24 protein-coding genes are annotated in these 25,331 nt (G+C 63.6%); 4 read left to right on the top strand and 20 right to left on the bottom strand.

Features of this window, described 5'->3' with window-relative positions; translation table 11 throughout:
* Positions 1 to 48: 48 nt before the first annotated feature.
* The 4 genes from eno to dnaG all read right to left on the bottom strand — a co-directional run bounded on the left by eno (position 49) and on the right by dnaG (position 4,982).
* On the bottom strand, positions 49 to 1,326 hold the full coding sequence (eno, locus tag KBX19_RS07955) for a phosphopyruvate hydratase (protein WP_255998266.1): 1,278 nt from the start codon (positions 1,324 to 1,326) through the stop codon (positions 49 to 51).
* Positions 1,327 to 1,406: 80 nt separating this feature from the next.
* Positions 1,407 to 2,150, bottom strand: a complete 744-nt coding sequence (locus tag KBX19_RS07950) for a lytic transglycosylase domain-containing protein (RefSeq protein ID WP_255995586.1) — start codon at positions 2,148 to 2,150, stop codon at positions 1,407 to 1,409.
* A gap of 243 nt (positions 2,151 to 2,393) precedes the next feature.
* Positions 2,394 to 3,026: a MazG nucleotide pyrophosphohydrolase domain-containing protein gene (locus tag KBX19_RS07945; protein WP_005289368.1), complete on the bottom strand. Its 633-nt coding sequence runs from the start codon at positions 3,024 to 3,026 to the stop codon at positions 2,394 to 2,396.
* 36 nt (positions 3,027 to 3,062) lie between these two features.
* Positions 3,063 to 4,982: a DNA primase gene (dnaG, locus tag KBX19_RS07940; RefSeq protein WP_255998265.1), complete on the bottom strand. Its 1,920-nt coding sequence runs from the start codon at positions 4,980 to 4,982 to the stop codon at positions 3,063 to 3,065.
* Positions 4,983 to 5,265: 283 nt separating this feature from the next.
* Here dnaG and KBX19_RS07935 point away from each other — a divergent pair, with 283 nt between their 5' ends.
* Positions 5,266 to 6,243, top strand: coding sequence for a hypothetical protein (locus KBX19_RS07935; RefSeq protein WP_255998263.1), 978 nt, complete (start codon positions 5,266 to 5,268; stop codon positions 6,241 to 6,243).
* A gap of 91 nt (positions 6,244 to 6,334) precedes the next feature.
* Here KBX19_RS07935 and KBX19_RS07930 read toward each other — a convergent pair whose 3' ends face one another.
* The gene (locus KBX19_RS07930) at positions 6,335 to 7,609 is read right to left on the bottom strand and encodes a deoxyguanosinetriphosphate triphosphohydrolase (protein ID WP_005289361.1); all 1,275 of its coding nucleotides are present in this window, start codon (positions 7,607 to 7,609) and stop codon (positions 6,335 to 6,337) included.
* An 82-nt stretch (positions 7,610 to 7,691) separates the two neighbouring features.
* Between KBX19_RS07930 and KBX19_RS07925 the strand changes: the two genes are divergently transcribed.
* On the top strand, positions 7,692 to 9,716 hold the full coding sequence (locus KBX19_RS07925; protein ID WP_255998262.1) for a TPM domain-containing protein: 2,025 nt from the start codon (positions 7,692 to 7,694) through the stop codon (positions 9,714 to 9,716).
* 217 nt (positions 9,717 to 9,933) lie between these two features.
* On the opposite strand, the gene KBX19_RS07920 is transcribed toward KBX19_RS07925, so the two are convergent.
* From KBX19_RS07920 to KBX19_RS07910, 3 genes are read right to left on the bottom strand one after another with little or no spacing between them, the layout of a single operon-like run.
* A complete protein-coding gene (locus KBX19_RS07920; RefSeq protein ID WP_255998260.1) occupies positions 9,934 to 10,374 on the bottom strand; it encodes a hypothetical protein in 441 nt (146 codons plus the stop codon).
* Positions 10,371 to 10,937: a hypothetical protein gene (locus KBX19_RS07915; RefSeq protein WP_255998258.1), complete on the bottom strand. Its 567-nt coding sequence runs from the start codon at positions 10,935 to 10,937 to the stop codon at positions 10,371 to 10,373. The genes KBX19_RS07920 and KBX19_RS07915 overlap by 4 nt, the downstream gene beginning before the upstream one ends.
* Positions 10,937 to 12,319, bottom strand: a complete 1,383-nt coding sequence (locus KBX19_RS07910) for a glycine--tRNA ligase (RefSeq protein WP_255995573.1) — start codon at positions 12,317 to 12,319, stop codon at positions 10,937 to 10,939. The genes KBX19_RS07915 and KBX19_RS07910 overlap by 1 nt, the downstream gene beginning before the upstream one ends.
* A 220-nt stretch (positions 12,320 to 12,539) precedes the next feature.
* Here KBX19_RS07910 and KBX19_RS07905 point away from each other — a divergent pair, with 220 nt between their 5' ends.
* Entirely contained in the window at positions 12,540 to 13,010 is a 471-nt protein-coding gene (locus tag KBX19_RS07905; protein ID WP_255998256.1) for a helix-turn-helix transcriptional regulator, read from the top strand.
* A 3-nt stretch (positions 13,011 to 13,013) separates the two neighbouring features.
* Positions 13,014 to 13,436, top strand: a complete 423-nt coding sequence (locus tag KBX19_RS07900) for a Fur family transcriptional regulator (RefSeq protein ID WP_255998254.1) — start codon at positions 13,014 to 13,016, stop codon at positions 13,434 to 13,436.
* 37 nt (positions 13,437 to 13,473) lie between these two features.
* Here KBX19_RS07900 and KBX19_RS07895 read toward each other — a convergent pair whose 3' ends face one another.
* The 12 genes from KBX19_RS07895 to KBX19_RS07840 all read right to left on the bottom strand — a co-directional run bounded on the left by KBX19_RS07895 (position 13,474) and on the right by KBX19_RS07840 (position 25,326).
* Positions 13,474 to 14,211, bottom strand: coding sequence for an isoprenyl transferase (locus tag KBX19_RS07895; RefSeq protein WP_255998252.1), 738 nt, complete (start codon positions 14,209 to 14,211; stop codon positions 13,474 to 13,476).
* A 7-nt stretch (positions 14,212 to 14,218) separates the two neighbouring features.
* A complete protein-coding gene (gene recO, locus KBX19_RS07890) occupies positions 14,219 to 14,956 on the bottom strand; it encodes a DNA repair protein RecO (protein WP_255998250.1) in 738 nt (245 codons plus the stop codon).
* The gene (gene era, locus KBX19_RS07885) at positions 14,946 to 15,998 is read right to left on the bottom strand and encodes a GTPase Era (protein ID WP_255998249.1); all 1,053 of its coding nucleotides are present in this window, start codon (positions 15,996 to 15,998) and stop codon (positions 14,946 to 14,948) included. The genes recO and era overlap by 11 nt, the downstream gene beginning before the upstream one ends.
* Before the next feature lie 201 nt (positions 15,999 to 16,199).
* Positions 16,200 to 17,072 (bottom strand): pyridoxal kinase PdxY, encoded by an 873-nt coding sequence (pdxY, locus tag KBX19_RS07880; protein ID WP_255995566.1) that lies wholly within the window; start codon positions 17,070 to 17,072, stop codon positions 16,200 to 16,202.
* Positions 17,073 to 17,127: 55 nt separating this feature from the next.
* Positions 17,128 to 18,618, bottom strand: a complete 1,491-nt coding sequence (locus KBX19_RS07875) for a hemolysin family protein (RefSeq protein ID WP_255998247.1) — start codon at positions 18,616 to 18,618, stop codon at positions 17,128 to 17,130.
* A 6-nt stretch (positions 18,619 to 18,624) separates the two neighbouring features.
* On the bottom strand, positions 18,625 to 19,212 hold the full coding sequence (gene ybeY, locus KBX19_RS07870) for an rRNA maturation RNase YbeY (protein ID WP_255998245.1): 588 nt from the start codon (positions 19,210 to 19,212) through the stop codon (positions 18,625 to 18,627).
* Positions 19,209 to 20,270 (bottom strand): PhoH family protein, encoded by a 1,062-nt coding sequence (locus tag KBX19_RS07865; RefSeq protein ID WP_255998243.1) that lies wholly within the window; start codon positions 20,268 to 20,270, stop codon positions 19,209 to 19,211. Before KBX19_RS07865 ends, ybeY begins: the two co-directional genes overlap by 4 nt.
* A 10-nt stretch (positions 20,271 to 20,280) precedes the next feature.
* The gene (locus KBX19_RS07860) at positions 20,281 to 20,988 is read right to left on the bottom strand and encodes a 16S rRNA (uracil(1498)-N(3))-methyltransferase (RefSeq protein ID WP_255998241.1); all 708 of its coding nucleotides are present in this window, start codon (positions 20,986 to 20,988) and stop codon (positions 20,281 to 20,283) included.
* A gap of 3 nt (positions 20,989 to 20,991) precedes the next feature.
* The gene (gene dnaJ, locus KBX19_RS07855; protein ID WP_255998239.1) at positions 20,992 to 22,122 is read right to left on the bottom strand and encodes a molecular chaperone DnaJ; all 1,131 of its coding nucleotides are present in this window, start codon (positions 22,120 to 22,122) and stop codon (positions 20,992 to 20,994) included.
* Entirely contained in the window at positions 22,123 to 23,136 is a 1,014-nt protein-coding gene (gene hrcA, locus KBX19_RS07850) for a heat-inducible transcriptional repressor HrcA (protein WP_005289329.1), read from the bottom strand.
* A 47-nt stretch (positions 23,137 to 23,183) separates the two neighbouring features.
* A complete protein-coding gene (hemW, locus tag KBX19_RS07845) occupies positions 23,184 to 24,347 on the bottom strand; it encodes a radical SAM family heme chaperone HemW (protein WP_255998281.1) in 1,164 nt (387 codons plus the stop codon).
* Positions 24,348 to 24,657: 310 nt separating this feature from the next.
* On the bottom strand, positions 24,658 to 25,326 hold the full coding sequence (locus KBX19_RS07840; protein WP_005289323.1) for a hypothetical protein: 669 nt from the start codon (positions 25,324 to 25,326) through the stop codon (positions 24,658 to 24,660).
* Positions 25,327 to 25,331 lie beyond the last annotated feature (5 nt).

The following is a 25,331-nucleotide window of genomic DNA, read 5'->3' as shown; positions in this document are numbered from 1 at the left end:
GCGACGCGCTGCGGGGCAACGCTCAGAACATTGCCCCAGAAACGAACGCTACTTGTTGTAGCGCGGGAAAGCGTTGCGGCCGGCGTACACAGCAGCCGGGCCGAGCTCTTCCTCAATGCGGATGAGGCGGTTGTACTTCGCCACACGCTCAGAGCGGGCCGGAGCACCAGTCTTGATCTGGCCGCAAGACAGCGCGACAGCCAGGTCGGCGATGGTGGTGTCCTCGGTCTCGCCGGAGCGGTGGGACATCATCGTGGCGTAGCGGTTGCGGTGCGCCAGCTCGACAGCGTCGAAGGTCTCGGTCAGGGTGCCGATCTGGTTGACCTTCACCAGCAGAGCGTTCGCAGCGTTCTGCTCGATGCCCTTGGCCAGGCGGTCCGGGTTGGTGACAAAGAAGTCATCGCCAACGATCTGCACCTTGTCGCCCAGCTCCTCGGTGAGCTTGACGTAGCCGCCCCAGTCATTCTCATCCAGCGGATCCTCAATGGAGACGATCGGGTACGCCTCAACGAGCTCGGCGTAGACCTTGGCCATTTCCTCTGCGGAGTGCTGACCGCCCTCGAAGTTGTAGGAGCCGTTCTCGAAGAACTCGGAGGAAGCCACATCGAGAGCCAGGGCGATGTCGGCGCCCGGCTTGTAGCCAGCCTTCTCGATGGCCTCGACGATCAGGTCGAGAGCGGCGCGGGTGGAGTCGACGGAGGGGGCGAAGCCACCCTCATCACCCAGGCCGGTGGACAGGCCCTTGTCCTTGATCACGGACTTCAGAGCGTGATAGACCTCTGCACCCTGACGCAGCGCCTCGGTAAAGGTGTCGGCACCGATCGGGGCGATCATGAACTCTTGGACATCCACGCCAGAGTCCGCGTGTGCGCCACCGTTGAGGATGTTCATCATCGGCACCGGCAGGACGTGCGCGTTCGGACCGCCGATGTAGCGGTACAGCGGCAGGCCGGCGGAGTCAGCAGCAGCCTTGGCATTCGCCATGGAGACACCCAGGATCGCGTTAGCACCGAGGTTCTTCTTGTTGTCGGAGCCGTCCAGCTCGATCATGGCCAAGTCCAGAACACGCTGGTCATCCGCCTCAATGCCGGCAATGGCATCCGCGATGGTTTCGTTGACGTTCGTCACGGCGTTCTGGACGCCCTTGCCGCCGTAGCGGTCGCCGCCGTCGCGAAGCTCGTGTGCCTCGTGCTCGCCGGTGGACGCGCCGGAAGGCACCGCGGCAATGCCGTGGGAACCGTCGTCGAGGAAGACCTCAACCTCAACGGTCGGGTTACCGCGCGAGTCTATGATTTCACGTGCGTACGTCAGCATGATGTCAGCCACTGAAAATCTCCTTTGATCAGAGGTGGGATTGTCCGCCCCCGATTCTTCCAGAAAAACTGCCCCGCCGTCTGCGCTCGCGACTATCGGTGCGCGGGCTGGTCCAGCGCGTAGTTCGCGGCGGCGTCGCGGACGCGGATGACGTAGTCGTTGGAGTGGTTGTACCCCAAGATCGCCGCCTGCCAGTCCTCCGGCGCAGACAGGTCGCGCCCGCCAAAGCAGAGCAGGTTGGCGGCGGTCAGCGCTGCATCGTCGATCTGTTGCGGGTCGGCGTAGCCGTCGCCGTTGGCATCGCGGCTATAGCGGGACCAGGACTCGGGAATGAACTGCATCGGGCCGACCGCACGGTCATACTCAGTGTCGTTGTCGTAGTGGCCGCCGTCAGTGTCGTCAATACGCGCGAAGCCTTCGCTACCGTCCAAGGCGGGACCGATGATGGCGGGGTCGGCGACACCGCTCTCGTTTAGCCGGGCCGGGTCGAACATCCGGCCCGTATAGGTGCCATGGCGCGTTTCCACCCAGCCGATACCGGCAAGGGTGTTCCAGTGCAGGTTGCAGCTCGGCCACGACTCACGGGCAATAAGTTCAGCGTTGCCGTAAGCGCGCACTGCCTGGGGGTCGATGCCGGTGGACTCGGCAATCGGGGCGGCCCACTCAGCGAGGAGGTCAGAGGTTCGGCCGGGGCCGTGGACGTCGATAAGCGGCGGCGATTGCGCTGCTGCGGGCGGGAGGTCCGTAGGCACCGGTTGACGTTGCTGCTGGGACACCGGGTTGCCCATGCTGCTGAACAGCCAGAAAACGATCGCGATGATGAGTACAATCGCCATCACCACGCCCAGAACCGCACCGCACCCTCCGGCACGCCCGTTTTGCCGAGTCGGCGGCGGGGATTTCGGGGCGTAGTAGCGGGGCGCAGTCACGATCGAACACTCTACCGCGCGGGCTCACCAATCCTTGCATCCCCAAAGAACTGCCAAGAAAAGTGCCCCTGCAGCAACAGTTTCCTCTTCCGTCACTGCGCGCGACGTCCCTCCAACGGCCGCATTGGTGACCAGCCGCTAGCGCATCGCTTAACGACGGCTACCCCCGCCCGTAATCTCTCGCTTCTTTCCTTCGGCCCACAACCGGACCTGTTCAGCTTTAGCCACGGTGCCGGTGCTGCCGTTGAACAGATAGGGCGCACGGCTCTTCATCTTGTCCACGAACGCCTGCGCGACATCAGCGAAAGAGAAAGCTCCACGCTGGTTTGCGATCTCAGCGTGGAAGAGCACCTGGAGAAGCAGGTCAGAGAGCTCCTTCTTCATCTCCTCGTCACCCTGCTCTGTGCGTACAGCATCCGCGAACTCGGCCGATTCCTGCTCAAGGTACTCCAGCAACGACTCATGGGTTTGGCCCATTTCCCACTCTCCGCGGGTGCGCGCCGCGCGCATGACCCGCTGCGCCTGATACACCGGATCCAACAGCGAGGACACCTGCACGAGTTCCTCGCCCGCCTCCACGCGTTCTTGCACAACGGGATCGTGGAGATCGGTCGTGACCAGCCACCCTTGCCCCTCGGCATCCTCCCCGCGAACGAGGTCACCGAAGTTCCACCGGGCCGCAATGGGCACCTCGTCAGTGAAGATGACAGGACCCTTCACCCGGCCGGCGACACCGATGGAGATCATGTCCGGCCATCGAGGATCCAAAACCAGAACGCTCATAAGGCTATATATTAGCGGGGAGAGACGTTTTCAGACTCATCCGCGGAAGGCGCGGTCGTTGAGCTCCCGGCGCGCTTGCTCCAGCGCGACCAGGTCAGAGAACAAGGCGTTGTACGCCATCTCATCATCGCTCGGCCGCATACGCTGCAGCTGCGACTTCAGCTGCGCGATCTGGTTACCCACCCTGACCTCCTGGAGACGGGAGAGCACAGAGTCGGCGTAAGCGCTCGGGTCCGCCGCATGAATTTCTTCGACCGCGAGCTCAGAGACGAAGTTTCGGCCGGTCACATCGGCCATTTCTGCGGCGACATTCGCGATCCACGCTGGGCCGGCACTCTCTGAAGCGCCAGCATTGGCCGCTCCGCCCACCTTGGCCATGGCGTCGCGGACGGCCCGGTACGCCGGATCGGTGAATGCGTCTGGGTTGATGCCGTCGAAGTAGCTGCCGGCAGCACCCGGATACTGCAGCGCCACCTTGATAGCCTCACGCTGTGCCCACAGGCGCGGGTCCTCCGGGTTAGGCACCTGGAAGGCGGGAGCACCCGGCGCGCCGGAGCCGCCATCGGAAGCTGCGGGGGTCGCGTTCTCCCACGCAGAACGCTTGTTGCCCTTATTCGACGGGTTCTTCGCTTCCTGGCGGACCTGGCGGATCACTTCATTCGGGTCCGGCCAACCGACCCATCCTGCGAGCTGGCGGGCGTACTCGGTTTGTAGTGGGGTGTCGCGGATCTGGGCGACGACGGGGACGGTACGCCGCAAAGCTTGCAGGCGCCCCTCCGGAGTATCCAGCGAGTAGTCCTTGAGCAGCGATTCAATGACGAACTCGAACATGGGAACGCGGCTGGCCACCAGGTTGCGCACCGCGGAATCCCCCTTGGCCATGCGCAGATCGCACGGGTCCATGCCCTCCGGAGCGACGGCGACAAAGGACTGGCCGGTGAACTGTTGGTCGCCCTCGAAGGCGCGCATGGCGGCTTTCTGGCCGGCCTCATCACCGTCGAAGGTGTAGATGAGCTCGCCACGAAAGTAATTGTCGTCCAGCATGAGACGGCGGATGATGCTCATGTGGTCCTTACCGAAGGCCGTGCCGCACGCAGCGACAGCGGTGGTGATGCCGGCGGCGTGCATCGCCATGACATCGGTGTAGCCCTCGACCACGACGCACTGGTGGCCTTGTGCGATGTTCTTTTTCGCTAAATCGAGGCCGAAAAGCACCTTGGACTTGTGATAGAGCATCGTGTCCTGGGTGTTCATGTACTTGCCCATATTGTCGTCATCGAACAACTTGCGGGCACCGAAACCGATGACGTTACCGGCGACATCCTTGATCGGCCACAGCAGGCGGCGGCGGAACTTGTCGATGGGACCGCGGCGCCCCATCGTGGACAAGCCCGCCTCTTGCAACTCCTGGGCGTCAAACCCCTTGCGCAGCAGGTGCTTGGTCAACGTGTCCCAGCCGTCCGGGGCGTAGCCGCATTCGAAGTGGTAAATGGTGTCTTTGTCGAAGCCGCGGTCGAGCAGGAACCGTCGCCCAGGCTCAGCCTCCGGAGTCTCCAACTGCTCGCGGTAGAACTCGTGCGCAGACTTGTTGGCGGCGAGCAAACGTGCGCGGGTACCGGGCTTCACATCGCGCGCACCGGTGGATCCGCCCTGGTAATTGATGTGGTAGCCGATCTCCTCCGCGACCGCCTCGACTGCTTCAGGGAAAGAGAGCTGCTCCATCTCCATCATGAAGGAGAAGACATCGCCGCCTTTGCCCGTGGAGAAACAGTGGTAGTAACCGCGGGCGGGGCGTACATGGAACGACGGGGTCTTCTCATCCTTGAAGGGCGACAAGCCTTTCAGAGAGTCATGCCCGGCAGGCTTGAGCTGAACGTACTCCCCCACGATGTCCGCGATGTTGGCGCGCTCACGGATAGCCTCGATGTCACTATCCGGAATTCTGCCCCTAGCCATGGCGCATATAGTACCTGCGCACCCGGACACGCGGAATAGCGCTGGATTGGGCGGGGCAATGCGCCGTCGTAAAGCATGCGGAGCATCCTGCACACGAGTGCGTAGGACCCATCCCGAACTGAGTCGCACCTGCCGCTCTTCTCCCACAAGTTTCAAACGCCTCAAGTGGCGCATGTTGTTGAGTTCGGGATGAACTCTAGCCCTCACTAACCGACACCCCACCTTGCTCAGGATGCGGGCAGGGCGCCTAGCGGAGAGCGGCGTGAACACTCACAATCAATGTATGGGGAACATCGGGGATGAACAGCCGCGCAATCTTCTCGGTTCTGAGCGCGCCGATCGAGCGGCTGAGCTACGCCACCGTCTCTACCAAGAGCTCAGTGCCACGAGTCTCTATTGGTCAGGCAACGGGGCCCATCAAGACGCTGTAGCGAATCGGCCGCTGTCCCTCGTCGCGGATAAAGCACTCGTTGATCAGGCCTGGTTTCGCGGTTTACCAACCCATGAGAAGGAAACCGTGCGCGGCGCCGCTGCTGTTCTGGCGACGCGGAAAGCCGTCTTGGTCGGCCGGTGGGCCGCAGCACAACACGGCATGTGGACTCCGACGCCCGGCGGCGGGCCCGTGGACCTTGTGCTCCCTTCTGGCTCGGTGCCTCCGAAATCCAAATGGCCACAGTTGACCCGCTACCACCAGTTCCCAATCAAGGACGATGACATTGTCGAGCTTGACGGTGTCCGCACAAGCACACCTCTACGCACGAGCATTGATCTCCGCCGCCTCGAAGGCCGGGTGGGAGGGTTTCTTGCCGTCACTGCCCTGCTCAATAGCGGCATCCCTCTCAAGGAGATCGTCGCTTACAACCAATCTTTCGAGGATCCCCTCCCCCGAAACCACCACCTCCCTGTCTCCGCAGACTGGGATCCACCGCGGTTCTCCGACTTTGGAACCTGCCTGGCCTACGCGTGGATAGCCGAGGACGGCATGTGGGTGCGGGGCAACGTTGATCTGGGAGAGGGGTGGACCGCGCCCATCGTCGTTGATAGCCGCCTCATTGTGCTTATCGACGACGATCCCCTCCGCATACCCGCCAGCAACTGGACCACAGCTCCAATCCCCTCACCCCAAGAACCCCATTTATGCGCTACCGCACGGGGCTATCGGATCATCTTCTTTACCACCGACCAAGTCACGCGCAGCAAGACAGCGTTTATCCGCCGGATTCGTAGTGAAAAGCTCAGGTACGGAGGTGGCACACCCTAAATGCGATTCGTGGGCAGCCGTAGGCGGGACCAGTGTTAAAGGAGTGATCCAGTTCGGGATGGGTCCTACCGCTGCCCCCACCGACCCATGCCTAGGTGAAGAAGCCGGCGAGGCCGTCGGCCTTCTTTGCTGTGCGCTCCAAACGCGACTCCGTCATCGAGGCGATCTGGTCGATGATGACGCGCTGGCGCTGCGCATCGGTGGAGGCGTCAGCCCACCAAGCGGCGAACATCGTGTCCAGGGTGCCCGGCGCGCCCGCCAGCAGGTAGTCATAAACGCGGGTGATGCGGTCGCGCTGCCTGTCCTGCCGCGCAATGTGGGCGGGCATATCCATCACGTAGAGCACAGCGACGGTCTTGAGCAGACGGACCTCTGCCTCCGGTTCAGGCGGGATGACCAATTCCCCGTGCATGCGCCCCAGTTTCGCGCCCTCGGGCTTCGCCGCGAGCGTCGCGGAAACCACCGCACCGACATAGCGGCCGACCAGCTCCGATGTCATCCGCTTCAAATTCACGTACCCCTGGAGTGAGTAGTCGAAGTCGGCAGCTTCGCAGACGGTGGGGAGCGATCGGAGGCGGGCTGCGGCGTCGATAAGCTCCTCGGCCGTACCGCCAAACGCCGCCGCGCCCTTCTGTGCGAGCGCGGCCAGCTCCACGAGATCCCACAGCACCTTGAGCGTGATGCGGCCGGACAGGATGCCGTCTTCGACGTCGTGGACGCTGTAGGCGATGTCATCGGAGCAGTCCATGACCTGCGCTTCCATCGGCGGGCGGTCGTCGACGTGGCCTTCACGCAGCCACGCGAGGATCTCCGCGTCCTCGTCGTAGGCGCCGTACTTCCTGTTCACGGTGCCGTCCGGGTTTGTCCGCGTGCGCGGGTACTTGCAGGCTGCATCTAGGGCGGCGCGGGTGAGGTTGAGGCCGTGGGATGTGCCGTCGATAAGCAATTTGGGCTCAAGGCGCGTGAGAATGCGCAGCGTTTGTGCGTTGCCCTCAAAACCGCCGCAGCCGTGCGCGAGCGCGTTGAGCGCGACTTCGCCGTTGTGCCCGTACGGCGGGTGGCCGATGTCGTGCGTGAGTCCCGCCATTTCGCACAGGTCTGGGTTGAGGCCCAAGCCGGAGCCGATTCCGCGGGCGATCTGCGCGACTTCAAGCGAGTGCGTCAGCCGGGTACGTGGGGTGTCGCCGTCACGCGGGCCGACAACCTGCGTCTTGTCAGCGAGCCGGCGCAGGGCCGCGGAGTGAAGCACACGGGCCCGGTCCCGCGAGAACGCGTCGCGAGAGTCCACACTCTCGGCGAGCTGCGAGCCTTTCTCCCCCTCCGTGACGCGCCTGGCGGTGTCGGCAGATTCATACTGGTAAGCCATCGCTCACGAGCCTAGACGCGGTCTTACGCTTTCGCGGACGGACAACGGCGTGTCTGGCACCAACCGCGCTACCCTAGTGGGCATGACTCCGCGTAACTTCCCGCGTTCCATCCGCATCGCCCTTGCTGTGCCTGCGCTTGCCGGCGCCGCCGCTTTCTCTGCTGCACCGCTGGCGTACGCTGCGTTCAGCGGTGACGAGCAGGTGCTCGCGCAGACAGCGACTGCGCTGTCCCCGACCGGTTTGTCCGAGAACGTCACTGACGACGCCGGGGTGCTCAGCGGCGCCGAGAAGCAGCAGATCGAATCGGCGATCCAGCAGTTGAAGCAGGACAAGCAGCTCAACGCCTACGTCGTCTACATGGACTCCTTCGGCGGCCAGGACCCTGCCGAGTGGGTGCGCGAAGCCATCACGGACAAGGGCCCGAACACGGCTGTTTTGGCGATCGCCACCGACGGCAAGTTCAACGTCAACGGGGGCAGCCAATGGAGCAGCGGCGACATCGACACCATGTACGATGCCGCGTACAACCAGTTGACCAGCAAGAACTACGGCGCGGCCGGTGTGGACGCGATCAATGCCGTGAACGGCTCCTCCGACGGCGAGGGCGCGGCGCTCGTTGCCGGTGGCCTGGGTGCGGCAGCTCTCGCCGGCGGCGGCTTCTACATGTACGGCCGCAATAAGAACAACAAGCGCGATCAGAAGCAGCTTGAGTCCGCCAGGGCCCTGGCCCCGGGCGACACCGAATCGCTCGGCCGCTTACCTACGCACACCCTGGAGGAACTCGCGCACGATGCGCTCGTCCAGACCGACGAGTCCATTCGCTTGGGCAAGGAAGAGCTCGAGATCGCTTCCGCAGAGTTCGGCGCCGACCGTGTTCGCCCCTTCACCTCCGCCATGAACCAGGCCACGTCTGAGCTGCAGCGCGCATTCAACACCCACCAGCGGCTTCGCGACGCTATCCCGGAGACCGAGCCGGAAAAGCGCGCGATGCTCATCGACATCATCTCCTCCTGCGGCCAAGCCGAAGAAGCGCTCAAGGCCAAGGCGGAGGAGTTCCAGGAAATGCGCGGCGTGCTCATGAAGGCCAATGAGGAAGTGGACGCGATCTTCCAGCGCACTGTCGATTTGCGCGCCCGCATTGAGCCGGCCCGTGCGACGCTGAGCGACCTGCAGTCGCGTTACGACGAGCAACTGCTCTCCTCCATCACCCAAAACGTCGACATCGCCCAAGGCTCGATCCAGGAAGCGGAGGGCCAGCTCGAGCAGGCGCGTGGACTTGCCTCGCAGCCTGCGGGCCAGCAAGGCGCACTCATCGACATCCTCCGCGGCGCCCAGCACGCGGTCGAGGTCGCCGACACCAACCTGCGGGCCATCGAGCACGCAGAGGCAAATATCTCCACCGCCCGCACGAACCTTCCCGCACTGATCCAGGAGATCCAAGACGAGCTGCAGGAGATTGAGCGGCTCAAGCAGCAGACGAACCAGGGCGCGCGTATCGACGTCCGCGCCCTCGACGCCGTCTCCTCCCGCGCCCGCGAAGCACTCTCCCAGATGGGCAACCGCCCCGAGACGGACCCGTTGGCGCTGTATACCGAGCTCACCCACCTCGACGCCGACATTGACGAGCAGATCGACCAGGCCCGTGGTGTCGCCTCCGACCAGCAGCGCCGCCTGCAGCTTCTGGACCAGCAGCTCCAGGTAGCCAGCGCGCAAATCCAAGGTGCGGAAGACCTGATCAACTCCCGCGGACGCATCATTCGCTCCCGTGCCCGCACCTTGCTTGCGGAGGCAAAGCGCCAGTACGCCGAGGCACTCAACCGCCGCACTCAGGACACGAAGAACGCGATCGAGTTTGCGCGCGCCGCAACCGACTCCGCTCGCCGGGCCGTCAACGCCGCGAACGACGACATCACCTCCTACCGCAACCAGCAGACCACCCAGTCCATGAACACCATGGCCAACGCAATCATCTGGGGGTCCATCCTCGGTGGAGGCGGCGGTGGCGGCTTCGGTGGAGGAGGCTTCGGCGGTGGCGGCGGTGGCTTCTCCGGAGGCGGAGGCGGCGGTTTTGCCGGCGGCATGGGCGGTCGCGGCGGCAGCTTCTAGCTCGCTGCAACGACCGAAGCCGAAGCTTGTACGACAGCCCCGCTTCAGAGCAGGGGCATGGTGAGCGGGGAAGGACTCGGATCCATCCCGAACTCAACCTCACCAGACACTTAGGCCACGCCAGCTGCACGCCCCGTGAAGCGCTAAAAGCCCGGGGCAAGTGTGTCAGGTGGTGCTCTTGTGACTGAGTTCGGGATGAACGCTAGCTTTCGCTGACTCAGTACAGCGTGCGGCGGGCTGGCGTGTCTATCAGCGTCAACGCGCACGTGAGAAACACCAGATCCGCAAACGGCATGTCACGGGTCTGAGTGACGGCGAGGTCCAGGCCATTCTTCGGTGAGGTGGTGGCGCAGGGGGCGCCAGAGATGTCGATAAGCGTGCGGGTTTTAGAGAACGCACCGCCCCGCTCGAGCGTGTACGTGCGTGAACCGCAGCGCGCGGTCAGGGTTCCCACGCCGATACCCCGCGTGCGGACCGAGAACTTCTCCCCCGTGTCGCGCACCTCACCGGTGACCCTCCAGCTCATTGCCCCGGCCGAGTGCTTGACTTCGATGCTTACGTCGTCAGCAGACAAGCTGCCAGTCCCGGGATCGTAGACGGCCAGGGGCGCACCGGATTCGCTGAGCAGCGAATCCCCACGCCACGTTGCAGTGATCATGGAATGAGCAGCCAGACTGCGACGACGAAGACGCTCAGGAACACCATGAGCCCGATCAGCGCCGTCGTGTTGACCATCTTCCGAGACTCAAGCACCAGGCGCGACACCCATGCCAGCCCGACGATGTGCTCCAGTGGCAAAGCCGTTTGGCTGTCCGGGTCAGCTGGGCTCGATGGGTGGGCAAGTTCGCTCGAGGTGTCGAACTCCAACACCGACCGGCGCACGCCATTGTGATCGGAGGTGAATTGGGCGACCTTGTTGCCGTTTGCGTCGTCGATGATCCAGTTCTTCGACGACTCGGCAATGAGCGTGTACGGCTCGCCGCCGATCATCACCGGGATCTGCTTATCGCGCTTGAGCGACGCCGGGGCCGATACAAGTTCTTGGCCAGTCTCCGCGACGGTCGCCTTAGCTCCGGCTTCGGGGGTGGAGATGAGGGTCCAAGTGGAGCCGTCGGAAAGCGTGGCGCTGTCGTGCCTGAACTCCGCGAGCGTCTCCGGGCCTGCCTCTGCGAGGAGCTTCGGGGCGTCCCTGTCCGTGCGATCCCAGCTGACGTAGTGCATTAGCACCCCACCAGGCGGGCGGCGAGGTAGCTTTCCAGCTCGTCGAGCGGCACGCGCTCCTGCTCCATCGTGTCGCGCTCGCGCACTGTCACGGCCTTGTCCTCGAGCGAATCGAAGTCGAACGTGACGCAGAACGGGGTACCGATCTCATCTTGACGGCGGTAGCGGCGGCCAATCGCACCGGAGGTGTCGTAATCAATGCTCCAGTGCTGGCGCAGCGCCGCCGCGAGTTCCTCTGCCGGGCCGGAAAGCTCCGGCTTCTTCGACAGCGGCAGCACTGCGACCTTGATCGGCGACAAGCGCCGGTCGAGCTTCAGAACGACACGCTTATCGACGCCGCCCTTCGCGTTCGGTGCCTCATCCTCGTGGTAGGCATCAATCAGGAAGGCCATCATCGCGCGGCCCAAACCAGCAGCGGGCTCGATGCAGTACGGGATCCACCGCTCGCCGGATTCCTGGTCGAAGAAGGACAGGTCTTCGCCCGATGCTTCCGCGTGCGTCTTCAGGTCGTAGTCGGTGCGGTTGGCCACACCTTCAAGCTCGCCCCACTTAGAGCCCTGGAAACCGAATGCGTACTCCAAGTCGACCGTGCGCTTGGAGTAGTGGGACAGCTTCTCCTGCGGGTGCTCGTACAGGCGCAGGTTCTCCGGGTTGATGCCCAGGTCGATGTACCACTGGTGGCGGGCATCGATCCAGTACTGGTGCCACTGCTCGTCTTCGCCTGGTTTGACGAAGAACTCCATCTCCATCTGCTCGAACTCGCGGGTGCGGAAGATGAAGTTGCCCGGGGTGATCTCGTTGCGGAAGGACTTACCCACGTTGGCGATGCCGAACGGCGGCTTCATGCGTGCCGACGTCATGACGTTCTTGAAGTTCACAAAGATGCCCTGAGCTGTCTCCGGGCGCATGTAGTGCAGGCCCTCTTTATCGTCGACGGGCCCAAGGTAGGTCTTCATCAAACCGGAGAACGCGCGCGGCTCCGTCCAGTTGCCGGGCTGGCCCGTCTCCGGATCGTTGATGTCAGCCAGGCCGTTAGCCGGCGGGTGGCCGTGCTTCTCTTCGTAGGCCTCCAGCAAGTGGTCTGCGCGGTAACGCTTGTGCGTGTGCAGCGACTCCACCAACGGGTCCGTGAAGACCTCGACGTGGCCGGAGGCGACCCACACCTGCGGCGGCAGGATGATCGAGGTATCCACGCCGACAACATCCGCGCGAGATTGCACCATCGTCTTCCACCACTGGCGCTTCAGGTTCTCCTTCAGCTCCACGCCGAGCGGACCGTAATCCCAAGCAGAACGGGTACCGCCGTAAATTTCACCGGCCGGATACACCAACCCGCGGCGCTTGCACAGATTGACGACGGTATCGATCGCAGTTGTTGCCATGGGCAGTTCAACTCTCCTCTTACAGGGTGCTTGGAAATATCTGGTCCAAGTGTAGCCGGTGCCCCGAACACCGGACTGGCCCGGTGCAGTAGGGACACGACCATAGGCTAAAGAAGTGAAAATGAGACCATTTTGTTATTAGACTGGAATAAAATAAGGCGTTTGTTGATGTATAAACATAAGGATGTCTTGAAGTCGAGCACGAAAAGGAGGGGTGCACATGGTCGAGCCGCAGCTATTGCCGCAGTGGCCGGAGGACAAGCTGGCCCGCACCTCCGAGGTCATTGGGGCTCTCGATTCGCCGTTGCGGTTGCAGATTATTCTGCTCCTCAATCAGCAGCCCCATGTCGTCCACGAGCTGGTCACCGAACTGGAGAAGTCCCAGCCGTTGGTGAGCCAGCACCTGCGGGTGTTGAAGAACGCTGGCCTGGTCAGTGCGACTCGAACCGGGCGCGAAATGGTCTACCGGCTGGCCATTCCATCCGTCATGAGCATCATCGAGTCCATTTCCGGTTTGACCGAGCAGGATTCCCGCGACGACCTGGCCGCCCGCCGCGCAGCTCGCAAGGGCCCGGACCTCATTGATGCGACGGGCAGCGTCGGATCGGCCAGTGCTTTCGGGCCGATCGGCGACCACACCCCTGACGCGGACCCGGGCTTGATTCCTGACGGTCCGTCGCCGAGCCTATAGAACATGAACTCTCGCCCATCCCGCCGCGAACCGGCGCCGAAGATCGGTGCCCGCAACACCCGCCAGCGCAGCGCGGTCATCGACGTACTGCGCGACATCGACCGCTTTGCGTCGGCCCAAGCAATCCACCGAGAGCTCAGCGACCGCGGACAAAAGGTCGGCTTAACGACGGTCTACCGCACCCTGCAAACCCTTGCCGACATCGGCGCCGTCGACGCCCTGAACTCCAACTCCGGCGAAACCCTTTACCGCCACTGCCTCACCGACCGGCACCACCACCACTTGGTGTGCACTTCCTGCGGGCGCAGCGAAGAAATCGAAGGCGGCCCCGTTGAGCAATGGGCCCAGCAAGTGGCCCGCCAGTACGACTTTGAGATCTCGGGGCACGACGCCGAGGTCTTCGGCCTGTGCCCCGCCTGCCGCTAGTTCGCGGCAAAGATCTACGTGCGGCTATTTCCTGCCGCTATTTCGTGCCGCCGAAACGGCGGTCCCGCTTCGCGTACTCCAGCACGGCATCGTAGAGGTCTTCCTTGGTGAAGTCCGGGAAGAGAATGTCCCGGTACACCATCTCCGCATACGCCGACTGCCACAACAGGAAGTTCGACGTCCGCTGCTCCCCCGAGGGGCGGAGGAACATATCCACGTCCGGCATGTCCGGGCGGTACATGAACCCAGCCAGCGTCTCCTCCGAGATCTCCCCCGGTGCGAGTTTTCCTTCGGAGGCGAGCTGGGCGATGGTACGAGTGGCGTCGATAAGCTCGGCTCTACCGCCGTAATTAATGCACATCGCGAGCGTGAGGCCAGTGTTGTTCTTCGTCATTTCCTCCGCAGCCTCAAGCTCGCGGATCACCGAGCGCCACAGGCGCGGGCGGCGGCCAACCCACACAATGCGCACGTTCTTCGCATGCAGCTGGTCGCGCTCGGCGCGCATTACCTCGCGCGAGAACCCCATGAGGAAGCGGACCTCCTCACGCGAGCGGCGCCAATTCTCCGTCGAGAACGTGTACGCCGACAACCACTCGACCCCACCCATCTCAATGCACGCATCGACCATGTCCATGAGAACCTTTTCACCGACGCGGTGGCCCTCCGTGCGGGGCATGCCGCGCTCCTGCGCCCACCGGCCGTTGCCGTCCATGACGAGCGCAATGTGGCGCGGAATGAGTTCTGCCGGGATATCGGGGATGGCGTTCTGAGTCACGGATTCATTATGCCTGCTCCATGATCTTCAACGAAGACACTGCCGCCTCCAGGTGATACTGCAGGTGAGCGGTAGCAAGGCGGTGCGTTTGCGCTGCCGTCGTTTCGGTGAGGCGGTCCGCGGCGGCTGCGTCGTGGCCGTTGGTGAGTAGCCACATGATGTGGAGCGTGTCCTCCTCCACATCGAACGCACCGGGAGGCCGGCAGTTCAAACACGTGGCCCCGCCGAGTGCCGGGTGAAACGCGTGGTGTGGGCCGGGTTTGCCGCAGTTCGCACAGTCGAACAAGCTTAAACCCCAGCCAGCGTGGGCGGTGGCGCGGAGGATGAACGCGTCGAGCACCATCGTCGCCTGCTGCGCATCCTGGAGCCATTTAATGGCGGTGCTGACCTCCGCGAACAAGGCTGGATCTGCCTCGCCCGCATAAGAGAGTCGTTCCGCCGACTCCAGCACGGCGCAGGCTGCTGTGTACCGGTCGAAATCCTCAATGATGCCGCTGCCGTAATAGGCGACCGTGTCCGCCTGCGTGATCGTGGCGAGGTTGCGGCCCGGGTACAGCTGCACATCAAGATCGACGAACGGTTGCACGCGCGAACCGAAACGGGACTTTGTTTTCCGCACCCCTTTAGCCACGCTGCGGACCAGCCCGTGGTTCTGGGTGAGCAAGACAACCACGCGATCAGCCTCACCGAAATCGTAGGTGTGCACGACGAAGGCGCGGTCGCGGAAACTGGGTTTAGAAGCCAAGGCGCCCCAAATGCTTTGGGTCCGACTGCCAGTTCTTCAACACCTTGATCCTCAGATCGAGGTAGACATTGCGGCCGAGCAGATCAATGATCTGCTTCCGCGATCGCTGGATGATCCCGCTCAGGCGACGGCCGTCACGGCCCTCGATGATCGTCTTCTGGCCAGGGCGCTCAAGGTACATCACCGCGTAGATCATGGCCCGCTTCGGGGTATTGCCGTCGTCGGGGTCCTCGTACATTTCGTCGATCTGGACGGCGACAGAGTGCGGCAGTTCGTCGCGCAACCCCTTCAGGGCCTCTTCCCTGATGAGCTCTGCGATACGGGTCTCGATGTCCTCATCCGTGACGTGGCCCTCCGGGTAGAAGCGCGGGCCTTCGGGGAGGTGCTTCGTCAGGACGTCCATCAGCACATCCAACTGAATCTGTTCCGTCGCGGACACTGGGACAACGTCAACGTCGTCACGGCCAGTGACCTCGGTGAGCAGGTCGTGAAGCTTCAACAACTGCTCCCCGACCTGATCCTTGCCCGCCGCATCGAGCTTGGTCACGATCCCGACAATCGGCGTGTTCGGCTTCGTCTCCTTCACCGCGTCCAAGATCCAGCGGTCGCCCGGGCCGATTTTCTCGTTCGCCGGGACTGTCAGGCCGACCACGTCTACGTCCGCGAACGTGTCTTTGACCACGTCATTGAGACGCTCACCCAGCAGCGTGCGCGGGCGGTGCAGCCCGGGAGTATCTACCAGCACGATCTGCGCGTCCGGCCCATTCACGATGCCGCGGATCGGATGACGCGTCGTTTCCGGCTGATCCGCCATAATGGCGATCTTCTCCCCCACCAGCGCATTCGTCAGCGTCGACTTGCCCGTATTCGGGCGGCCCACAAAGCTGACGAACCCGGAGCAGAAACCCTCGGGCGTGTCCGTGAACTCGTTCGGCAGCGCGTCGACTTCTGCTTCTGCTGCCGGACCTGTTTCTGGCCCAGCGATCGCTTGATCGAAGAAGTCTGCCGGGTCGTGCTGGTTGTCAGTGGGCTGGGAGGTCATATTTTCCAATCGTACGGGCCGGCAGGGGGTTCACCGGTTAGGGCGCGGTTTGGCCGCCACGAGACGGCGCGCGGGACTTCGGGCTCGAGCTAGATACTTTTTCAGTATCGCCTTTCGCGCTTCGCCCGCAGCGTTTTCGCAGGTGGGATTTCGACGGGATGGCTAGAAGGCGATACTGAGAATCTAGATCTTCCCCCAGAACTAGATTTCGGTGACCTCGAACTGTAGACGCGGGTTGGCGTAAGCGTCCTGGGACTCGATCAAGAGGAGCTCAGGCGAGTCTGCCTTGTAGGTGTTCTCCAGCAGATCGAAAACGGAAGAAGCCGTCTTGGCCAGGGCCTGCTTCGCAGCGTCAGGCGCGCCTGCAGCCTCAATGTAGTGGCCGGTGAACAGCGCGCAGGTGACGTCACCGGAACCATTGCGCTTGAACGGCAGGCGCGGAGTCTGCACCAGCCAGCGGCCGTGATTGTCCACGACGAGCATTTCGATGGTGTCTTCCGGCTGGTCGGGCCGGTTGACCGAGGTGACCAGGACGGTATCAGGCCCCATGGCACGAGCAGCTTCGACGGCGTCGAGTGTGGAATCGATGTCTGAAGCCTCTTTACCGGTCAGGTAGCCCAGCTCGAATTGGTTCGGGGTGATGATGTCCGCCACCGGAACCACCTTGTCCCGCAGCAGTGGCGGGATGTTGTCGGAGACGAAACAACCGGACTTCTCGTTGCCCATCACCGGGTCGCAGGAGTAGACCGCGTTGGGGTTCAGCGCTTTGACGCGAGCGACGGTGTCGACGATCACGTCGGCGATATCGTCACCACCCTGGTAGCCGGACAGCACGGCGTCGACACGGGCAAGGGCACCACGGGCTTCGATGCCGTCGACGATGGAGCGGACCTCCTCCGCGGGAATCATCGGGCCTTTCCACTCGCCATAACCGGTGTGGTTGGAGAAGTTGACGGTGTAGACCGGCCAGACCTCATGGCCGATGCGCTGGAGCGGGAACACCGCAGCGGAGTTGCCAACGTGGCCGTAGGAAACCGCAGACTGGATCGACAAAATGTTCTTCATGCGTTCCATTGTGCGCGCCGAGGTAGCTGCTACACAAAAGCGAACAATCCGGCCTTCTTCTCCGCTACTCCCCCGGTGCGGGACGGTAGGTGCGTGAGGTGCCTGAGTTACTCAGTTCGGGATGGTCTTGACGCTCGTCGGACTCAGTGTCCTCACGCTCCGGGATGAGCCGTTCAGGGACCTCGATCAGCACGGTGCGGACTTTGATGCGGCCGCGACGGTCGCGTCCGCCTTCGGCGGTGAAGAGCAGCTCAGAAACCTCAACGGAAGAACCGGGCAGGGGGACACGGCCGAGCTCGTAGGACAGCAGACCGGCGACCGTTTCGACGTTGTCTGTGATTTCCTCGGTGAATTCAAGCGTGAAGCCGAGCTCGTCGGAAAAGTAATCCACAAGGTCGTCGAGCGGGAGGCGTGCTTGGGCGCGGAAAGCCCGCGACGTAGCGGCCACCTGGGCGAGGGTGTCCCGCGGGTCCGTGATCAGGGTGGACCCTTCGACTTCCGTGGTGTCGGCAAGTTCTTCCGAGTCGACCGGCTCGATGGGTGCTTCCTCATCCTCGTCGTACTCGTCAGCGATCTCACCGACAATCTCCTCGAGAATGTCTTCCATGGTGATCAGGCCGGCGATGCCGCCGTATTCGTCGACAAGCACTGCAATGTGAGTCTGCTCCTGCTGCATCTCTTGAAGCAGGTCGTCGAGCGGCTTGGAATCCGGCAAGAACATCGGCTCGCGCATCAGATCAGTGACGGGCACGCCGGTACCGCTATCGGTGCGGTTGTAGGTCTTCTCGATGACGTCTTTGAGGTAGATGATGCCCACAATGTCGTCGACGCTCTCCCCGATGACCGGGACACGTGAGTGGCCGGAGCGGATCAGCAGGTTCGCAGCCTGGCCGGCGGACTTCTCCGACTCGATCCACACGATGTCCGGGCGCGGCACCATGACTTGGCGCGCGTGGGTGTCGGCCAGGTCGAAGATGTTCTGGATCATGCGCCGCTCGGTCGTTTCCACCACGCCTTGCTCTTGGGCGATGTCGACGGCTTCGCGCAGTTCCACATCGGTGGCGTAGGGGTTCTCTAGGTCCTCGTCGCCAGGGGTGATCACGTTGCTCACCCAGATGAGCAGCTTCGACAGCGGGCCGAGCACTGTGTAGACAACGGTGAGGATTTGCGCTGCCCGCAGCGAGATCGCGTACGGATTGAGTTTGCCGGCACGGCGGGCATTCATGCCGACGATGCCGAAGCGCAGCAACGTCACCGCGAGGATGGCGGCAGCAATGGCCCAACCGCGCGACGGAATGAGCTCAAAGGCCGCCAACAAAGCGAACACGGCGGCGACTGTGTCCAGCACCATCTGGATCAGCGCCAACAGACTCAAGTGATTCGGCTTCGAGTCGACAACGCGCAACAGGGCCGCGGAACCGGAGACGTCGTCCTTGGCCATCGTCTCCACGCGGGCGCGCGAAATGGGCACCAAGGCAGACTCGAGCATTTTGATCACGCCCGCTGCCAGCAGCGAGATGATCGAAATCAGGCCGAAAGTGATCCAGGAATTCACAGGTGGTTACTGCTCCCCGCCGCGGTTGTTGTCCCGTTCCTCGACAAGCCCGTCCAGCTCTTGCCGGTCAGCTCCCGAGGGGAAGGCATGCCGGCCGTCAGGTTTGGGCTGGTACTCGATACCGCGGGCTGAAAGGTCGTCGTACCAGTCGGCGAGGATCTCGTTCTGCAGGCCGAACATTTCCCGCTCGTCGGCGGGTGTCGCGTGGTCGTATCCGAGCAGGTGCAACACTCCGTGGACAGTGAGTAGCGCCATTTCGTGGCCCAGCGGGTGGCCCGCAGCCTCGGCTTGTTTCCGGTCGTAGTCCGGGCAGAGGATAATGTCGCCGAGCATCGCCGGGCCGATCGCGGCTGCGTCGGGGCGCGCGGAGCCGGGGCTGAGCTCGTCCATCGGGAAGCTCATCACGTCGGTGGGGCCGGGCAAATCCATCCAGCGCATGTGCAGATCCGCCATGGTCGATGAGTCGACGCAGGTGATGGTCACCTCGGTGTCGGGGTGGACGTCAAGGGCGGTGAGGGCGAAGGATGCGACGTCGACAAGCATTTCCTCGTTGACGTCGGTCTCACCGGATTCGTTGAGGACTTCGATGCTCATTCCTTTTCCTCCTTCTCCTGCCGCGGCCCCGGCGAGGCGGCAGCAGCATGCTTGCCAGTCGGCCCGGCGGATGCTGCAGCCTCGGCATCCCAGCGCTTAGCGCGCTCAGCGTCGTACGAGTCGTAGGCGGCGACGATGCGCCCGACCAGCTGGTGGCGCACCACGTCGTTGGCGCCGAACTCCTGGAAGTGGATCTCTTTGATCCCGCGGAGGATCTGGCGCACAACCCGCAGGCCGGAGACCACGCCGCGGGGCAGGTCAACCTGGGAAATGTCGCCGGTGACCACCATTTTGGACCCGAAGCCCAAGCGGGTGAGGAACATTTTCATCTGAGCAGGGGTGGTGTTTTGCGCCTCGTCGAGGATGACAAAAGCGTCGTTAAGCGTGCGTCCGCGCATGTACGCAAGCGGGGCGACCTCGATGATGCCGGCTTCCATGAGTTTCGGGATCATCTCGGGGTCGAGCATGTCGCGCAACGCGTCGTACAGCGGCCGCAGGTACGGGTCGATTTTGTCGTTCAGGGTGCCGGGCAAAAAGCCCAGCTTCTCCCCTGCCTCCACAGCGGGGCGGGTGAGGATGATGCGTTTGACCTGCTTGGATTGCAGCGCCTGCACTGCCTTCGCCACCGCCAGGTAGGTCTTACCGGAACCAGCGGGGCCGATACCGAACACGATCGTGTTCTCGTCGATCGCATCGACGTACTCGCGCTGACCTGCGGTCTTGGGGCGAATCACCTTGCCGCGCCGGGCAATGATCTCCTGGCCGAGAATGTCCGCGACGGACTCCGGCGCATCCGAGGCCATGATGTCCACTGCGTGCGTCACCGCGTCGACTGTGATGACGATGCCGCGGCGCGCCATCGCCTCCACCTCATCCAACACGCGGGCAGCGTAGGCGACATCCTCGACCGGCCCGCGCAGCGTGACGTTCGTGCCGCGCGCGAAAACGTCCGCACCAAGCAGGTCGTTGAGGGTGCGCAGGTTCTCATCATTAACGCCCAAGATCGCCTGGGCGTGTTCAGGGTCGAGCTCGTGCGAGCGTGTGACCAGTTCTGCCATGCGGTTCACACTACCAGCGGTGCGTCAACGCACCGATCGCGCTCAACGCGGCCAGCGCGGCACTCGCGGTGCGCAGTACTTCCGGCCCCATGCTTATCGACGCCGCAGGGATCCCCGCAAGTTCCTTCTGCCCGATCCCGCCTTCAGGACCGACAATGAGATACAGGTGGTCGACGTCAAGGTCTATGTCTTTGATGCTGGTGGATGCATCTTCGTGCAGGACGTAGGCGGCGTGGCCGCGTACGAGTTCCGCGAGCTGGTTCGTGGTCACCGGCTCACGGACCTCCGGCACCCAGGCGCGGCGGGACTGCTTGGCCGCCTCCCGGGCAGTGGCCTGCCACTTCTCTACGTTCTTGGCCACCTTCGGGCCCTGCCACCGTGCGATGGTGCGGTGGGAGATCCACGGGATGATCTCGTCTGCTCCACCCTGGACGGCCAGATCGACGGCGAGTTCGGCGCGTTCCGATTTCGGAATGGCCTGCACCACCGTCACCTGCGGCCGCGGCTGTGGAACGTCGTCCACCCGCAGGACCTCTCCCACCAGAGAATCCTTGCCAGTGATCTCGGTGACGGAGATTTCGGCGGTGCGGCCGGAGCCGTCGATAAGCATGATGTGCTCGCCGGTTTCAATGCGTTTGACCGTGACGGCGTGGCGTCCTTCTGGGCCGTCGAGGCGGCCCGCGGCCGGGTCGTCGCAGAGAAAGTACGGCAGGCTCATAGCTTAGCGGCGGAAACGGTCCCGGAGCCGGCCGAAGAAGCTCTCCTCACCGGGAGCTTCCTCTTGGACGTGGGCGGATTCCTTGCACCCGGCGCGCAGATCCTCGAGCGCGCGGCGCTCATCCTTGGTCAGCGTCTCCGGCACGACGACCTCGACGTGGGCGATCAAGTCGCCGGCGCCCTCGGCGCGCAGACGCGGCATGCCCTCGCCCTCGAGGACGATCTGCTCATTCGGCTGCGTGCCTGCCGGGATCTCGATCGTGGTGGTCTCCCCAGCGAGATCCTCGACCTCGAGGCTCGTGCCCAAAGCGGCGTCGTACATCGGCATCGAGACCTTCAAGTGCAGGTTCTCCCCGTCGCGGACGAACACCGGGTGGTCCTCGGTGGTGACCTCCACGTACAGGTCGCCGGCAGCGCCGCCGCCGTGGCCGACCTCGCCCTGGCCCGCCATGCGGATGCGCATTCCGGAGACAATGCCAGCCGGAATGTTCACCGTGATGTCGCGGCGGGAACGCACGCGCCCCTGACCGCCGCACTTCTGGCACGGGTCGGTGATGATCTCGCCGAAGCCCTGGCACTTAGGGCAGCTCGATGTTGTCATGATGTTGCCCAGGAAGGACTGCTGCACCTGCTGAACCTGGCCTTGCCCGCCACAGTTATCACAGGTGACGGGCTTGGATTCAGACTCGGATCCAGTGCCGCGGCAGTGCTCGCACACCACTGCGGTGTCGACGGTGACGTCCTTGCGGGTTCCGGAGTACGCCTCCGCCAGCGAAATGCTGGTGCGCAACAGTGCGTCGTTTCCGGGCTGAACGCGCGAGCGCGGGCCGCGGCCGCCGCCTGCGCCAGCGTCACCGAAGAACGCCTCGAAAATGTCACCGAAGCCGAAGCCGCCACCGCCCGGCGCGGCGGCCCCCTGCTCCATCGGGTCCCCGCCACGGTCGACGATCGCCCGCTTCTGCGGATCCAGCAGCACCTCCTGCGCCACGGAGATTTCGCGGAACTTCTCCGCGGCTTCATCCGTGTCGTTCACGTCGGGGTGGTACTTGCGTGCGAGACGTCGATAAGCTTTCTTGATCTCCGCATCCGACGCGTTCTGGTCAACCCCGAGGATGCCGTAGTAATCGCGGGCCATCTAAATCCTTTCCTCTCCGGCGAGAATGTGGCTAATGTACTGCGCCACCGCCGCAACCTTTTGAATCGTACCGGGGTAGTCCATGTACGTCGGGCCGAGGACCCCCAGACCACCCAGCGTCTCGCCCGCCGCACCGTAACCCGTGGTCACGATGCTGGCCTTGCTCAGCTCCTCATCCTCATTCTCCTGCCCGATCACCACCGACACATTGCCCAGCTCAGGCAGGTTTGCCAGTAGCTTGAGCACGACAACCTGCTCCTCGAGTGCCTCGACCACGCTAAGCAGATCCGTGGTCATCGGGACAAGGTTCGCTGCGCCTGCGATAAGCACACGGTCGCTTGGCTTTTCGACGAGCGTATCAATCACCACAGCAATCGCCCTGGTCACATGATCCGGGGCGTCTTGGGCAATCGTCGCCAGGGCAGTCGACGCATCCGACATCGTCTTGCCCTCCAAGACGCGGTTGAGTAGATCCCGCAGCTGCGCGGTCTCCTCATCACTGATCGGACCGGCGAGCTCGACGTTGCGCTGGTCCACGCGGCCGGTGTCAGTAATGAGCACGAGCAGCAACCTCGTGGGGGTGAGTGCCACGACCTCGCAGTGCTTCACTCGGGAGACACTGAGGGTCGGCAGCTGCACCACGGCGGCCTGGCGGGTCAGCTGCGCGAGCAGGTGGGCCGAACGGCGCATGATGTCCTCCAAGTCCACAGAGGACTCGAGGAAGTCGGAGATCGCGCGGCGCTCCGGCAGCGAGAGGGGCTTGACGTCGTTAATGGCATCCACGAAGGCGCGGTAGCCCTTCTCCGTGGGTACACGCCCCGAGCTCGCGTGCGGCTGGGCGATGAAGCCCTCCGCCTCCAGCACCGCCATGTCGTTGCGGATCGTGGCGGAACTGACGTTCAGTTTGTGCCGCTCCACCAGGGTCTTCGACCCGACCGGCTCCTGCGACGCGATGTAGTCCGCGACGATCGCGCGCAGCACCGCCTGCCTACGGTCGCGTGCGGGACCCGCCATGTTTAGCACTCTCCTTTGTTGACTGCTAAACCGAGTGTAGCGCTGACTTACTCGGCGGCCAAGATGTCGGTGACGATGCCGTCGGCAAGCAAACGGCCCTTATCCGTGACCGCAATGCGCTCACCTGTCGTGAGAAGACCGGCGTCACGGTGCTTGCGGAGCACCGCTTCAGCGCCTGGCTGGATCCAGCTGCGCGGGATGCCCTCTTTGAGGCGGAGGCCGAGCATGATCTGCTCGAAGTGGTGCTCGGCATCCGTGATGGTTTCCTCACTGGCGATGGGCAGCTGACCCGTCGCCAGTTTCTGGTTGTATGTTTCCGGCCGCTTGACGTTCATGAACCGCGTCCGGCCGACATACCCGTGCGCGCCCGGGCCGGCACCCCACCAGTTCCCGCCGCGCCAATAGATCAAGTTGTGCTGGCACTCCCCGCCCGGCTTAGCCCAGTTGGACACCTCGTACCAGCCGAACCCAGCTTCTTCCAGCGTGCTGGCGATGAGTTCGTAGCGGTCCGCGTAGGTATCCTCGTCCGGGGCCGGCAGCTGGCCCTTGTTGATCTTCCGGGCCATCGCGGTGCCGTCCTCCACAATGAGTGAGTAGGCGGACACGTGATCCACCCCGGCGTCGAGGACGTGGTCGAGGCTCTTCTTCACATCATCTTCCGTCTCTGTCGGGGTGCCGTAGATCAGGTCGAGATTGACGTGTTCAAACCCGGCCCGTTGCGCATCCTTTGCCGCGGCGACAGCACGGCCGGGGGTGTGCTGGCGGTCCAGGATCTTCAGCACCGGCGTGCTTGCAGACTGCATCCCCAACGACACCCGCGTGAACCCCGCCCTTTTGAGACCCTCGAAATATTCCGGGCTTGTCGACTCCGGATTCGACTCCGTAGTCACCTCCGCATCCGGTTTCAACCCGAAGGTTCTTTTGATAGTGTCCAGGATCCTGCCCAGCCCGTCCGCCCCTAGCAGCGACGGCGTGCCGCCGCCGATGAAGACCGTGTCGACCCCACCGGTGAGGTCTGTACTGGCCGCGCCCATTTCCAACTCACGCTCCAACGCGTCCAGGTAGGCCGCGTAGGAAGTCTCCGTTTCCGACGGTGTATAGGTGTTGAAGTCGCAGTACCCGCACCGTGTCGCACAGAACGGGACGTGGACGTACACGCCGGACCCGGCCGAGTGGTCCCTGTCCGCGCCGCGCCCACCGTCCGCGCCCATCACCTCTGGGACGCGCACAGCGTTCGCGCCCCTGCCGCGGCTGGAAGTAGAACCATCAGAATTGGCCATGGGGTCAACTCTAAAGCCCGCCAAGATATCGTTTGCATCCTTGCCGGTTCAAGCTCTAAAAACGCAGGTCAGATTTAGCTTCCCCGACAAGGATGCAAACTATATCTGGAGGCGGGCCAGGACGGTGGCCATGGGCGGTTCCGGCGGGGCCAGTGAGGCCGATGTGGCCAGTGGGGTTAGTGAGGTTGAGTTCGGGTTGAGCTCTAGCGCCGCGGCGCGCCCTACGCGCGCCCTGTGGGGCCTACGCGCCGCGGCGGGAGCGCTTCGCCGCGACCTTGGCGACGATGGCGTCGACACGCGCGCGCTCCTCCAGGAACGCCGGCGGGTTACAGCCGCGCATGGCACGGGTGAAACCCGGGTGCTCAGCCACGACGGAGTCGAGCCAGCCGTCGACGGCAGACTCAACGAGTTCACCGACACGGAAGTAAAGCTGCGGCAGGGACACCGCCGCGAGGTTCTGGGCGACCATGTCCGTCTGCTCGAGGGTGTACTCGACGACTTCACCCAGGTGCTGGACGATCAGGTCGGTGCGCTGGGTGCACGCCTCAGACATGTCTTTGACCGGGGCGGGCGAGCTGAGCGGGAACAGCTCGTACAGCGCGGAGGCGTCGAGAGTTTCCGGCTCCGGGATGCGCTCCTCCAACGGCAGTGCGGCGGAGATAGAGCCCGCCCGCACACCGGAGACGAGCGCCTGGCGCAGGCCGATCAGCTCACCGACCACGCGGCGCGCATCGGTGCGGGCGTCGTCGACGATCTCGGCGAATTCGGCGAGGCAGTCGTCGGTCAGTTCGCCGTCGTAGTCGGCGATCGCCTCGGCGATGTGCTCGATGTATTCGACCACTTCATCGCCGATATTGTAGACCTCTTGAGTGAGCTCGCGGTGGCGTAGCGTCGCAGCAGTCCGGTGCACACTCG

Source organism: Corynebacterium sp. CCUG 71335, assembly GCF_024454075.1.
Lineage (GTDB): Bacteria > Actinomycetota > Actinomycetes > Mycobacteriales > Mycobacteriaceae > Corynebacterium > Corynebacterium genitalium.
The sequence above is the reverse complement of the archived record's forward strand: the minus strand, read 5'-3'. Positions and strand labels throughout refer to the sequence as shown.